This is a genomic window from Paenibacillus sp. NPDC058174, from assembly GCF_042883865.1.
Lineage (GTDB): Bacteria > Bacillota > Bacilli > Paenibacillales > Paenibacillaceae > Pristimantibacillus.
This window is the reverse complement of record NZ_JBHVUY010000001.1, coordinates 200,043-213,337: the sequence shown is the minus strand read 5'-3', so window position 1 is coordinate 213,337 and position 13,295 is coordinate 200,043. Positions and strand designations below refer to the sequence as shown.

At 51.1% G+C, this 13,295-nt stretch carries 11 protein-coding genes; all 11 read right to left on the bottom strand.

The features are described from left to right. Positions 1-11: 11 nt before the first annotated feature. A complete protein-coding gene (gene rpsO, locus ACFVVF_RS00945) occupies positions 12-281 on the bottom strand; it encodes a 30S ribosomal protein S15 (RefSeq protein WP_042160574.1) in 270 nt (89 codons plus the stop codon). A 164-nt stretch (positions 282-445) separates the two neighbouring features. Further along, the gene (locus ACFVVF_RS00940; RefSeq protein WP_387808711.1) at positions 446-1,387 is read right to left on the bottom strand and encodes a bifunctional riboflavin kinase/FAD synthetase; all 942 of its coding nucleotides are present in this window, start codon (positions 1,385-1,387) and stop codon (positions 446-448) included. A 67-nt stretch (positions 1,388-1,454) separates the two neighbouring features. Continuing rightward, a complete protein-coding gene (gene truB / locus ACFVVF_RS00935; protein WP_387804558.1) occupies positions 1,455-2,357 on the bottom strand; it encodes a tRNA pseudouridine(55) synthase TruB in 903 nt (300 codons plus the stop codon). 2 nt (positions 2,358-2,359) lie between these two features. Beyond that, positions 2,360-3,346 carry a DHH family phosphoesterase gene (locus tag ACFVVF_RS00930; RefSeq protein ID WP_387808708.1) on the bottom strand — a complete coding sequence of 329 codons (987 nt, stop codon included), beginning with the start codon at positions 3,344-3,346 and terminating at the stop codon, positions 2,360-2,362. Further along, a complete protein-coding gene (rbfA, locus tag ACFVVF_RS00925) occupies positions 3,346-3,699 on the bottom strand; it encodes a 30S ribosome-binding factor RbfA (RefSeq protein WP_387804556.1) in 354 nt (117 codons plus the stop codon). The genes ACFVVF_RS00930 and rbfA overlap by 1 nt, the downstream gene beginning before the upstream one ends. 7 nt (positions 3,700-3,706) lie before the next feature. Further along, the gene (gene infB / locus ACFVVF_RS00920) at positions 3,707-6,475 is read right to left on the bottom strand and encodes a translation initiation factor IF-2 (protein ID WP_387804554.1); all 2,769 of its coding nucleotides are present in this window, start codon (positions 6,473-6,475) and stop codon (positions 3,707-3,709) included. Next, positions 6,444-6,797: a L7Ae/L30e/S12e/Gadd45 family ribosomal protein gene (locus ACFVVF_RS00915; RefSeq protein WP_387804552.1), complete on the bottom strand. Its 354-nt coding sequence runs from the start codon at positions 6,795-6,797 to the stop codon at positions 6,444-6,446. The genes infB and ACFVVF_RS00915 overlap by 32 nt, the downstream gene beginning before the upstream one ends. Then, positions 6,784-7,098, bottom strand: coding sequence for an RNase P modulator RnpM (gene rnpM, locus ACFVVF_RS00910; protein WP_387804550.1), 315 nt, complete (start codon positions 7,096-7,098; stop codon positions 6,784-6,786). The genes ACFVVF_RS00915 and rnpM overlap by 14 nt, the downstream gene beginning before the upstream one ends. 46 nt (positions 7,099-7,144) lie before the next feature. After that, the gene (gene nusA, locus ACFVVF_RS00905) at positions 7,145-8,245 is read right to left on the bottom strand and encodes a transcription termination factor NusA (RefSeq protein WP_387804548.1); all 1,101 of its coding nucleotides are present in this window, start codon (positions 8,243-8,245) and stop codon (positions 7,145-7,147) included. Positions 8,246-8,293: 48 nt separating this feature from the next. Next, the gene (gene rimP / locus ACFVVF_RS00900) at positions 8,294-8,755 is read right to left on the bottom strand and encodes a ribosome maturation factor RimP (protein WP_387804546.1); all 462 of its coding nucleotides are present in this window, start codon (positions 8,753-8,755) and stop codon (positions 8,294-8,296) included. A gap of 183 nt (positions 8,756-8,938) precedes the next feature. Then, on the bottom strand, positions 8,939-13,258 hold the full coding sequence (locus ACFVVF_RS00895) for a PolC-type DNA polymerase III (protein ID WP_387804544.1): 4,320 nt from the start codon (positions 13,256-13,258) through the stop codon (positions 8,939-8,941). Positions 13,259-13,295 lie beyond the last annotated feature (37 nt).

Below are 13,295 nucleotides of genomic sequence, written 5' to 3'. Positions count from 1 at the left end.
TGAAACAGATTCTAGCGGCGAAGGCCGAGTTTTTCGATCAAAGCGCTATAACGTCTAACATCTTTGTTTTTCAGGTATGCCAACAGCTTACGGCGTTGACCTACCATCTTGAGCAAACCACGACGGGAGTGGTGATCTTTCTTGTGCTCCCGCAAGTGCTGAGTCAAGTTCACGATGTTTTCAGTCAGGATAGCGACTTGAACCTCTGGTGACCCTGTATCGCTCGCATGTGTTTTGTGCGTTTCGATCAGTTCTTGTTTACGCTCTTGTGTAATTGCCATCCTCGTTCACCTCCTTGAAAAATTAAAATAATCGCCGTTAGCCCAGGTACCGCCGGTGAGAGCGGACATCCAAGCTAAGGTTCAGATTGCGTCCTCCATAAATGGGCCGGTCCGCAACGTTACTCAGTATAACACAATGGCATAGGCAAGTAAATGCCGCGGCCTTAACCGAGATTGAATAATTGTTTGACTTTATCCGAATCCAGCCCAATTTGAGCGATCAGCTCTTGTACCGAGCCGAATTTTTGCTCTGGTCGGATGAAATCGTGGAACCGTACTGTTATCGCTTCCCCGTAAATGTCCTGGTTAAAGTCGAAGAGATGCACTTCCATAACCGGCCGGATCTCTTCTTTATTAAACGTAGGCTTCATTCCATGGTTCAGAACACCATAGAACGGCTTGCCTGCTACTTCGCCTGATACGGCAAAGACGCCAAGACGCGGAGCAACGTAGCGGTCGGAAATTTCAAGATTGGCCGTCGGGAAACCAATCGTCCGGCCGCGCCCGTCTCCATGCACGACCACGCCTTTAATCTCGTAAGGACGGCTGAGCAAGTTGGCAGCCAGTTCAATGCCGCCCTGCTCCAGTGCCTCGCGCACATAAGTGCTGCTCACCTTGATGCCGTTCTCGAACAGCGGCTCTATAATTTCGACATCAATGTCCGGCGCACCCAAGCTGCGCATCATTTCGGCATTGCCTTGACCCTTGAAGCCAAACATGAAGTCAAAGCCAACGACAATTTGACGCGCTCTCAGCGGCCGGAGCACCTCATCGACAAATTGCTGCGGCGAAATAGCCGCAAACGTTTTATCGAATTCCATTACGAAGACAAGGTCTACGCCAAGCTCCTCGAACAAGGAAGCTTTGGTCTCAAACGGCGTAAGACTATTGAAATAACGGTCGCCTTGACCCAGCACTTCTTTGGGATGCGGGCTAAACGTCATGACAGCGGACAGCAGCCCTTTGCTTTTGGCCAGCGCTACTGCCTGTTTAATGACGTTCTGATGCCCGCGATGCACACCGTCGAAATGGCCGATCGCGATCGAAAGCGAATGATCCCGGAGCGTCTCCGGAATGTCCGTTAACGGATACTTGAGTGAAATCATTTCCAACTTGGATACACCTGCATTTCTGTTCAGACTTTCGCTTATGCGAGCCGATGTGATGGTGATGCTATGAAAATACTTTGACCGGTTTCAAAATTTCCGCACCGGCGTCGAGTTCAAAAATACCGATAAACTGGTTGTCTTCGCCGTAAAGGCGGATAAGACGATCGCCGCTCGGACGTTCGGCAAGCAGCCGCAGCGGAATTTTTTGTCCTTTAAGCGCCATATCAGCAATTGCTGGCGTCACCTGGACAAGCTCCAAATGCGAGATTGCTGTCTCAGCCGATAACAAACGGGCTTCGAGCTCTCCTGCCTCCTGAAGCTCTTCCACCTGCTCCAGCGTTAAGCATTGCTCCTTCGTAATCCCTCCGGACATCGTACGCGTCAACTGCGCCATTGCCGCAGGAACGCCCAGCTTCCGCCCAATATCGACGCAAAGCGTCCGAATGTACGTGCCTTTCGAACAAACGACTGAAAAGGAAAACGTTGGCTTGTCTAACGACAAATCGAGGCTTTGCAGCTCAATTTGGTGGATCGTCGCTTTTCTTGCTTTCCGTTCTACCGTCTTGCCTTCCCGGGCCAGCTCATAGAGACGCTTGCCGTCGACCTTAACGGCAGAGAACATCGGCGGAATTTGCTCAATCTCGCCGACGAAGCCCCTAAGAACCCGAATAACTTCAGCTTCCGTCACTACGATGCCACTTTTCTCTTCCACAACATTGCCGGTCAAATCTTCCGTATCGGTCGAAATGCCGAGCTGAATGACGGCTTCATAGGCTTTCGGACGTTCCTGCAAATATTCAACCATACGCGTGGACCGGCCCAGGCAGAGGGGCAGTACGCCCGTCACCATGGGATCCAGCGTTCCCGCATGGCCGATCCGCTTCATCTTGGTCAGCCTGCGCACCTTCGCCACCACATCATGCGAAGTCCAGCCCGCAGGCTTCCAGATTGCGATAATACCGTCCATCGTTAATTCAACGCCTTTCTAACCGCTTCGACCAAAGAAGCAATCGCATCCGGGAGCGAGCCGCTGAGCCGGCATCCGGCAGCGCGAACGTGGCCGCCGCCGCCGAAGTTTTGCGCAATAGCAGCAACGTCTGCTTTGCCCGAGGAGCGAAGGCTTGCCTTCACATGGCCGTCTTCCGTTTCCTTGAACAAAATCCCGACTTCAACACCGTCAATATTCAATGCATAATTAACGATGCCCTCGAAATCTTCGGACACCGCGCCGGTTTCCTTCATATCATCCTTGGCGACATAAAGCCAGCCGATCTGCTGATCTTCGCTGAACGTAAGTCTGCTAAGACTCCGCTGCAGCAGCTTCAGCTTCGGCATCGTCATTTTTTCAAGCAAATGATCAGCCAGCTGATGACCGCTGACGCCTTGGTCCAGCATACGCGAAGCGATCCCCATCACTTTGGAGCTCGTATTCGAGTAGCGGAAGCCGCCCGTATCAGTCAATAGACCGGTATAAATAGCGGTAGCGCAGTCTTTGTCAAAGTCAAAGCCGGCTCTTTCAATCAGATCATATAAAACTTCTACAGTAGCTGCTGCGTCAGCCCGAATAATATTGACCGTACCGAAACCGTTATTCGTCGGGTGATGGTCAATATTAAGCAGCCCGGCACCTTCCGCGAACAAGCTGGATACCTCGCCGATTCTTTGATAGTCGGCGCAGTCAACCGTAATAATATGCTTATAAGCCGCAGTTGGCTGCGACTTGCGATAATTGATAATAGCGTCATAATGCACAAGATAGCTTAACCGTGAAGGAGCTTCGCCTTCGTTCATCAATACGAAGGATTTGCCCAGCTTGCCTAGCAGCCAGCCCACTACTGCTGTCGAACTGATAGCATCTCCGTCAGGCTGAACATGGGAGACGACTAAAAAGTCGTCCCCCTCGTTCATAAAAGCAAGTGCAGCATCAAGCTGCCGCATATATTCCGCAGTCATCATCACGATTTATTCCCGCGGTTGATTTCGTCCAGCAGTCCTTCAATCCGGCTGCCGTATTCAATCGAGCTGTCGAACTTGAACAAAATTTCCGGCGTATGGCGCAGACGCATCCGCTTGCCCAGCTCGGTACGGATAAAACCGTTGGCCCGGCCAAGCGCTTTAAGCGTCTCTTCCTTCTGCTCCTCACTGCCAAGCACGCTCAAGTAAACGCGTGCTTGGGACAGATCGCCAGTCGCTTCTACACCTGTTACGGTGATGAAGCCGATTCGCGGATCCTTCAGTTCGGTCTGAATAATTTGGCTCAGTTCTTTTTTAATCTGTTCGCCTACACGGCCGACACGTATTTTAGCCATCGATTAATCACCTCTCTACCGATTCCATCACGAAGGCTTCAATAATGTCCCCTTCTTTGAAGTCGCTAAACCGCTCCAGCGTAATACCGCATTCGTAGCCTTGTGCAACTTCTTTAACGTCATCCTTGAAGCGTTTGAGCGTATCAACCTTGCCTTCGAAAATAACGATGCCTTCGCGTACAACACGCGCTTCAGCCGAACGGGTTACTTTGCCGGATGTAATCATACAGCCTGCAATTGCTCCAACCTTGCTGACTTTAAACACGTTGCGGACTTCCGCTTGACCGATAACAACTTCCTTGAAGATCGGATCCAGCATCCCTTTCATCGCCTGTTCGATTTCCTCGATCACGTTATAGATAACGCGGTGCAAACGAACATCGACTTTCTCTTGCTGCGCAGCCAGATCAGCCTGCGGCTCTGGACGAACGTTGAAGCCGACAACGATAGCATTGGATGCCGATGCCAGGTTGATATCGGATTCGTTGATCGCGCCAACGCCGCTGTGAATGATTTTAACGCGTACGCCTTCAATATCGATTTTGGCGAGGGAGCCTTTGAGCGCTTCCGAAGAGCCTTGAACGTCAGATTTAATAATAACGTTCAGGTCTTTAATTTCGCCTTCTTTGATGTGTTTATACAGATCATCCAGCGTTACGCGAGTATTCGCGCCCAGCTCGGATTGACGCTGCTTAATCGAACGGCGCTCGGAGATTGCTCTCGCTTTGCGCTCATCCTCAAATACCATAAACGGATCGCCGGCTTGCGGCACTTCCGTAAGACCGGTAATTTCCACTGGTGTGGAAGGACCAACTTCCTTCAGTCTGCGGCCTTTGTCATTGACCATTGCACGAACACGGCCGAAGCAATTGCCGGCAACGAATGCATCGCCGATTTTCAGCGTACCGTGCTGAACGAGAATACGAGCTACAGGGCCTTTGCCTTTGTCCAGCTCGGCTTCAAGCACCGTACCGCGTGCGCGTTTGTCCGGGTTTGCTTTGTAGTCGTTCACTTCTGCAACGAGAAGGATCATCTCAAGCAGGTCTTCAAGACCGATGCGCTGTTTCGCAGAAACGTTAACGAAGATTGTATCTCCGCCCCACTCTTCCGGAACGAGCTCATACTCAGTCAAAGCTTGCTTGATTTTGTCCGGATCAGCTTCCGGCTTATCGATTTTGTTGACAGCAACGATGATTGGTACGCCAGCAGCTTTCGCATGGTTGACTGCCTCTACCGTTTGCGGCATAACGCCGTCATCCGCTGCTACGACAATGATCGTAATATCGGTAACTTGAGCACCACGGGCACGCATCAGCGTAAACGCTTCGTGACCAGGTGTATCGAGGAACGTAATTTTCTTATGATTGATTTCGACTTGATAAGCGCCGATATGCTGCGTAATGCCGCCTGCTTCGCCGCCAGTTACATTCGATTGACGAATCGCATCGAGCAGCGTCGTTTTACCATGGTCAACGTGACCCATGATCGTAACAACCGGCGGACGAGCTACCAAATCTTCATCTTCATCGTTTTCTTCCACGGTCTCGAAGGAATCCTCTTCAACCGGAATTTTGACTTCAACCTCTACGCCGTACTCCGAGGAGAGCAGCAAGATCGCGTCCATTTCAAGCTCTTGGTTGATCGTTGCCATTACGCCGAGGAAGATCAGCTTCTTAATAACCTCAGAAGCATCCTTATGAAGCAGCTTTGCCAATTCGCCTACCGTCATCGTACCGCGTACAATGATTTTTTTAGGCGTATTGTCGATTTTTTCACGACGCTCCTGCTGCGGCTGGTTACGCTGATTGCGTCCTTTGCCGCCGCGGTTGTTGCCGCCTCTAAAGCCGCCGCCCGGTTTGCCGTCGTCAAATCGTCTTTGACCGTTGTTGCTGTTCGGACCGCCGGATTTCGACTTATTCAAGCCAGGCTTGCCGTTATTCCGGTTGGCATCGCCTGCACCGGAGCGTGAAGCCGGCTGTGCCGGACGGGAATCGAAGCTGCGGGATGGACCGCCGCCTTGACCGCCGGATGGACGGTTGCCGCCCTGTCCGCCTTGGCCGCCGCCTGCTGGACGATTGCCTTGATAACCGCCAGATGGACGGTTGCCTCCTTGTCCGCCTTGACCGCTGCCTGCCGGGCGATTACCGCCTTGGCCGCCGCCTGCTGGACGGTTGCCGCCCTGTCCGCCTTGGCCGCCGCCTGCCGGACGATTGCCTTGATAGCCGCCGGATGGACGATTGCCTTGACCTTGACCGCTTGGGCGGTTGCCTTGATAGCCGTTCGAGCTGCCTTGACGATTGCCGCCGCCTTGAGCCGGACGGTTATTCGTGCTGCCTTGCTGAGACTGTGCTTGTGCCGGGCGTTGTTCTTGCTGCGCCGAGCTAGGTTGTGATTGACTTGGCTGCGTTGTAGTTGCTTGCGTTTGGTTTGGTTGCGTATTCGTTTTAATAGAATTCATAGGCCCCTGTCTGTCCTGAGATATATTTTTGTTGGCTGGCTGAGACTGCGGTTTGCCCGCTGTCTGCGTAGCAGCCGATACCGTTGCGCCGGAAGATTCCTGCGCGCGTTTTGCTGCGGCGTTGGCTTTAATATCGCGGAAAAAGCCTTCCACCTTCTGCACCATTTCGTTCTCCATAACACTCATATGGTTATTAACGGGCAGATTCAGCCGTTTAAGAATAGTTATAATTTCTTTACTGCTCATGTTTAGCGATTTGGCGTATTCGTATACGCGTGTTTTATCTTTATTGTCCTTGCCGTCCTGTTGTTTGCTCAATATGATCCACCTCCGAATTTTGACTCAGATGACCTGCAATCATTTTTCCGAACTTTGCGTCAGTTACCGCCAGTACGACTCGTTCCGGCTTTCCTATGGCCTTTCCAAGCTGATCGCGGTCAAATGCTTCGGCGAGTTGTATCCCGTAGGTGCTGCATTTGTCGCGAAATTTCTTCTTCGTATTCGGAGATGCGTCTCCCGCAATGATAACGAGATGGGCGTCTCCTTTACGTACCGCCTTGAGCACGATTTCATCGCCTGTAATCAGCTTCCCGGCCCTCATGGCCATGCCCAGTGAAGATAAGCTTTTATTCGTCTTCATCGCTTATCAGCTCCTTATTGGCCAGAAACTGTTCTTCAACCGAGATGAAATCCTGTTCAAGCTGGTCGTAAATTTCATTGCCGACCGTTTGCTTCAAGGCCCGGTCAAGCGCCCTCGACTTTTTCGCCAGCTTAAAGCAGCTGACTTTGCCGCATAAATAGGCGCCGCGACCGGCTTTTTTACCTGTAAGGTCTATCAACACTTGTTCATCTGGTGTTCGAACAACGCGGATTAATTCTTTTTTCGGTTTCATTTCTTGGCAAGCTACGCATTTGCGCAGCGGCACTTTTCTCGCTCTCACCGTACATCCCTCCTCTGCCGATTATGGACGCAGCAGCTGAAGCCGGCTAGGAATCGATCGAGACGGAATCCTGATGCATCGTGCCTGTCAACGTTTTCGGGCGGCCGTATTCCTGCTCCGCTTGCGTTTCACTCTTAATATCGATTTTCCAGCCTGTCAGCTTAGCTGCAAGGCGAGCGTTTTGTCCTTTAATGCCGATAGCGAGCGAAAGCTGGTAATCTGGAACGATGACTCGTGCCAGCTTTTCTTGCTCAAATACGATAACTTCCAGCACTTTGGAAGGGCTCAGCGCATTCGCCACATATTCTTCAACGTTCTCCGACCAGCGGACGATATCGATCTTCTCGCCTGTCAACTCGGTTACAATCGTCTGTACGCGCAATCCTTTAGGACCTACGCATGAACCAACCGGATCAACCTCTTCATTGCGCGAATGAACGGCAATTTTCGAACGGAAGCCCGCTTCACGCGCTACGGAACGAATTTCAACGACGCCATCGTAAATTTCCGGAACCTCCAGCTCGAACAGACGCTTCAGCAAGCCCGGGTGCGTACGCGAAAGAATGATCTGCGGACCCTTCGTCGTGTTCTCGACTTTTGTAATATACGATTTAACACGATCGCCGTGCTTGAATTTATCAGTTGGCATAAGCTCGGTCAGCGGCAGTACCGCTTCAACCTTGCCAAGATCGACAAACAGATTGCGAACGTCCTGGCGTTGTACGATGCCATTGACGATATCTTCCTCTTTATCGATAAAAGCATTGTAGATAAGTCCGCGCTCGGCTTCGCGAATGCGCTGCGTCACGACCTGCTTAGCCGTTTGTGCCGCAATCCGTCCGAAATCACGCGGCGTTACCTCGATGTCGGCAATATCGTCCAGCTGGTAATGCGGGTTGATCTCCCTCGACGCATCTACAGTAATCTCAAGACGCGGGTCGAGCACTTCATCAACGACTGTTTTGCGTGCATATACTTTAATAACGCCAGTGTGGCGGTTAATATCGACACGCACGTTTTGCGCCGTATTGAAATTGCGCTTGTAGCTGGAGATTAAAGCAGCCTCTATCGCTTCAAGCAACACATCTTTCGTAATTCCCTTTTCCCTCTCGATTTCCGATAACGCTTCAATAAAATCCATGCTCATTGGAATGGAGTTCCCCCTTTCAAAAATAAAAACCTCTGTCTGCGTTTTCTAGAATACGATAGCCAGTCTAGCACTAGCTACTTTTGCATACGGAAGCGTATGCTCTTTCTTACCCGCTTTCACTTGAAGCTGTTCGCCGTCAAAAGCGAGAAGCTGACCCTCGAACTCTTTGAAACCGTCAATCGGCTCATATGTCGTTATGTAGACATGCTTGCCGACCGCCTTGCGCACATCTTCCGGTTTTTTGAGCGGCCGTTCGGCCCCCGGTGAGGATACCTCTAGAAAATAGTTGTCGCTAACCGGATCATTCTTGTCTAGCTGCTCGCTGAGATATTCGCTGATCCGTCCGCATTCATCGATATCGATGCCGCCTTCCTTGTCTACGAATACACGTAGAAAGTAGTGGCTGCCCTCTTTCACATACTCAATATCAACAAGCTCAAAGCCATTGCTGTCGAGAAACGGGGCTACCATTTCTTCAACGACGGATTTGATTTTGGATGTGCTCAAATTGCTTTAACCTCCCGTTTGTACGTCCGAAATGGGCTTCATCTATGGAAAAAGCCCAAATACAAAACGTAAAGAGTGGGTTTCCCCACTCTTCTGCTTCAAAGTCTCTATCCACATCATTGCCACAAAAATTATATCATAACCGCATGAAAAGTGACAAGAAATCTTTTCATGCGCTGACAGTTAGAAGAGGGATAGCTGATTCGATTCCGGCAAGCCGCGGAAGCAGCCCATACCGTTCAGAACCTCGACAATCGTCTTGCTGGCCTTCGATTTCTGCTGGAAATCTTCGATGGACAAGAACTCCCCATCCTCACGCGAAGCTGCAATGTTCCGGGCCGCGTTGTCGCCAATGCCGGCGATAGCTGCAAACGGAGGGATAAGAGAGTCGCCGTCTACAAGAAACTTGGTAGCATGGGATCGATAGAGATCGATCGGCTTGAAGGAAAGTCCTCTCGCCGTCATTTCCAGCGCCATTTCCAGCAAGGAGATGCTGTTCTTCTCTTTAGTCGTTGCGCTGAACCCTTTTTCTTCAATCTCTAGCAGCTTCTTCAGAATGGCGTCATAGCCTTGACAGAGTATTTCCAGATCGAAATCCTCAGCCCGTACCGTGAAGTAAGTAGCATAATATTCAATCGGATGATACAGCTTGAAGTAGGCGGTGCGGACGGCGGAAATAACGTAAGCCGCAGCATGCGCCTTCGGAAACATATATTCGATGCGCAGGCAGGAGTCGATGTACCACTGCGGTACTTTGCAGTTTTTCATCTCATCGATCCACTCCGGGGTCAGTCCTCTGCCTTTACGAACGCTCTCCGTAATTTTGAAGGCGAGACCGGCATCCATTCCCGCTTTATAGATCAAGTATAACATAATATCGTCACGACAGCCGATTACCGTCTTGATATTGCAGGTGCCCTTCTTGATCAATTCCTGGGCATTACCGAGCCATACGCCCGTACCGTGCGACAATCCTGAAATTTGCAGCAAGTCGGCAAACGAGGAAGGCTGCGTCTCCTGAAGCATCTGACGAACGAATTTCGTCCCCATCTCCGGTACGCCGAATGTCGCAACCGGGGTACGAATCTGCTCCGGCGATACGCCTAGCGCCTTCGTGGAGTTGAACATGCTCATCACTTTCGGATCATTCATCGGAATCGTCGTCGGATCGACGCCCGTCAAATCCTGCAGCATCCGCATCATCGTCGGATCGTCATGTCCCAGAATATCGAGCTTCAACAAGTTCATCTCGAACGCATGGTAATCGAAATGCGTCGTTTTCCATTCCGCATTGACGTCATCGGCCGGATATTGGACAGGCGTTACATCCTCTACCTCGATATAATCCGGTACAACGACGATACCGCCGGGATGCTGTCCGGTGCTGCGCTTAACTCCGGTTACACCGGCAGCAAGCCTCGACAGCTCAGCCCCGCGCCACTTCTTCCCGTGATCTTCCTCGTATTTTTTGGCAAAACCAAACCCCGTCTTCTCCGCAACGGTACCGATCGTGCCGGCACGAAATACGTTTTTCGGACCGAACATCTCTTTGGTGAAGTTATGAGCCGTCGGCTGGTATTCACCCGAGAAGTTCAAGTCGATATCGGGAACTTTATCGCCCTTAAAGCCAAGGAACGTTTCGAACGGAATATCCTGTCCTTCTCCCTTGGTCACTTGGCCGCATTTCGCACAGCTTTTGACAGGCAAGTCAAATCCGCTCATGATGCTGCCATCGAGGAACCATTCGCTGTGCCTGCAATCAGGATTCAAGCACATATAGTGAGGCGGAAGCGGATTTACCTCGGAAATGCCAAGGAATGTTGCCACCACCGAGGAGCCTACGGAACCCCGGGAACCAACAAGGTAACCGTCCCGGTTGGATTTCTTCACAAGCCGCTCCGATATCAAATAGTTGGCTGAAAAGCCAAATTTAATAATCGGTACAAGCTCCTTCTCCAAACGATCGATTACGACCTGCGGAAGCTCCTCGCCATAAAATGATTTAGCTGTATTGTAGCAGGTTTCCCGAATTTCCTCGTCCGCACCTTCGATAATCGGCGTGAACAGCTGCTCCGGGAACATCTCAAACGGTTCAAACCGTTCCGCAAGCTGAATCGTATTCGTGACGACAACTTCATAGGCACGAGCCTCACCGAGAAAAGCGAACTCAGCAAGCATTTCGTCCGTAGTGCGAAGATGAGCCTCCGGCTTGCGGATATCCTTCAGCGGACTAAAGCCGGTAATGCCATGAATCGCGATGTCCCGGAACAGCTTGTCTCTCGGGTTCAAATAATGCACATTGCCCGTAGCAATGACCGGCTTGCCGAGCTCGTCGCCGATCTGGCAAATATGACGGTGGGCCTGCTCGATTTCTGCGCGGCTGCCTACAAGACCCTTTTCGACCAGATGCATATAGAAATCTACTGGCTGAATTTCCAGCACATCATAGAAACGGGCAACCTCCAGCGCTTCCTCATACGATTTGTTAAGCACCGTCTCGAAAAACTCGCCCTTCTCACAGCCGGATATGACGAGTATGCCTTCGCGGTGCTCGACAAGCTTGCTTTTCGGAATTGTCGCTACCCGTTTGAAATGCTCGGTATGAGAGATGGAAACGAGCTTGAACAAATTCTTTTTGCCAACAGCATTCAACGCGTAAATATTGCAGTGAAAAGGCCGGGAATTGGATAAGTCCAGTCCTACATAATCATTTAATTGATGAAGTCCGGTAATATTGCGTTCCGCCGCGTCGCCGATCAAACCATACAATACGCCGCCAAGCGCCAGGGAGTCATCAACCGCCCGGTGATGGTTCTCCAGACTGACTTTATACTTGGCTGCCAGCGTGTTCAGCCGGTGATTTTTAAGCGAAGGATGAATGAATCGCGCAAGCTCCAGCGTATCGAGCACCGGATTCGTCAGCTCCGGCATGCCGAGCGACTTGCAGTTCGCTTGAATGAAGCCGATATCGAATCTCGCATTATGCGCGACAAGCACGGAATCGCCGATAAACTCAACAAATTCACGCAGCATAGGCTCAAGCTCCGGTGCATCCTTGACCATATCGTCGTTGATGCTAGTCAACTGCTGAATGTGATAAGGAATTTTTTCATGCGGATTAATGAAAGTCGAGAAACGGTTGATTTCTTTGCCATCCCTCATGCGAACGCCGGCAAGCTCAATGATTTTGTTGTTCACGACGGAAAGGCCCGTCGTCTCGATATCAAATACGATATATTCGGTAGTCGCCAGCTGCTCCTCGCGAGAATTCAACACCATCGGCACCGCATCGTTGACGACGTTGGCCTCCAGCCCGAACAGCACTTGAATGCCATTCTTCTTCGCTGCCTTGAAGGCGTCGGGATAGCAGTGAATATTGCTGTGATCCGTCACCGCAATCGCTTTATGTCCCCACTTCGCCGCTGTTTTCACATAGGCATCAATTGGCGTTACCGCATCCATCGCACTCATCGTCGTATGCAGATGGAACTCGACCCGCTTCTCTTCTGCCTTATCCTTGCGATCTGGCGGAGACCCGATTTCGTTCAGATCACTCGGCATCATGACGAGCTCCGGCTCCTGCATGAACCGGTCGTAGTCGACCCGTCCTCTCGCCTTTACCCACTTGCCGTTCGCAATCAGACTGAACATCTTCAAATCTTCCTTCGTCTTCGCGAACATCTTCATCGCCATGGAATCGGAGAAGTCGGTTACGTTAAACGTATACAGCGTCATCCCATTCCGCAGTTCTTTCACATCAAGCCCGAATATGGTGCCCTGTACCGTAATCTTCTTCTCTTCTTCGCGAATGTTCATAATCGGAACCGGCTCGTCCCGAATATCATAGCCTACAGCTAGTTTAGACGGCTGCTCCTCATCTTCATTCGCATCGGAATCGGCGGCGCTTTCCATAATCTGAAGAACGGCTTCCCGTTCCTCCTGTACAATCTTCTGCTGAAACTCTTCGTATACCTCTTGTCTGGACGCCCCGCCCGTACCGACCTCCAGCTTTACTCTGTAATTGCGGGCAAAACAGCGGCTGTAGAAGCGCACGATTTCCTCGTCGATCCGTTTCTTGCGGGCAAGCTCAAGGCCCATCCCGTCCAGCAGCGAGATTGTAATGAGATCACCTTCGGCATCCATGCCGGCTTTCGCCAGCCAGCCGTTAACCGATGCGATTTCCTGCTGCGCCCATTCAATGAACAAGCCCCAATATTCACGGGCGATGTCCGCGGAAGCGACATTGTCTTCATACTGGAACTGAAAATCGGTCTCCGCAATATGGGCGAATTTCAGATGAACCGCCTGCAAAAGCCCGCTATAGGCCCTAGAAGGCACTAAGGACGCTTTGCGAATGCAAAACGTCCATTTGCGGTTGCTTTTGCGGACGATTACCTGATCAATGTACCCGTCTTTATAATAAGAATGGATAAGTTCCTGAGGCAGCTCCGATTGCTGAAGCAGCAATTCGAAGCGTTGCCTCTTATCTCCGGTTTGACTCATGGTTAATCATCACTCCCAACAAACTCCTATCGATTCA

Excerpts from the sequence above, each read along its gene's own strand:
- rpsO (WP_042160574.1), bottom strand. The coding sequence starts at position 281 with ATGGCAATTACACAAGAGCGTAAACAAGAACTGATCGAAACGCACAAA.
- ACFVVF_RS00940 (WP_387808711.1), bottom strand. The coding sequence starts at position 1,387 with ATGATTTCACTCAAGTATCCGTTAACGGACATTCCGGAGACGCTCCGG.
- truB (WP_387804558.1), bottom strand. The coding sequence starts at position 2,357 with ATGGACGGTATTATCGCAATCTGGAAGCCTGCGGGCTGGACTTCGCAT.
- ACFVVF_RS00930 (WP_387808708.1), bottom strand. The coding sequence starts at position 3,346 with ATGATGACTGCGGAATATATGCGGCAGCTTGATGCTGCACTTGCTTTT.
- rbfA (WP_387804556.1), bottom strand. The coding sequence starts at position 3,699 with ATGGCTAAAATACGTGTCGGCCGTGTAGGCGAACAGATTAAAAAAGAA.
- ACFVVF_RS00915 (WP_387804552.1), bottom strand. The coding sequence starts at position 6,797 with ATGAAGACGAATAAAAGCTTATCTTCACTGGGCATGGCCATGAGGGCC.
- nusA (WP_387804548.1), bottom strand. The coding sequence starts at position 8,245 with ATGAGCATGGATTTTATTGAAGCGTTATCGGAAATCGAGAGGGAAAAG.
- ACFVVF_RS00895 (WP_387804544.1), bottom strand. The coding sequence starts at position 13,258 with ATGAGTCAAACCGGAGATAAGAGGCAACGCTTCGAATTGCTGCTTCAG.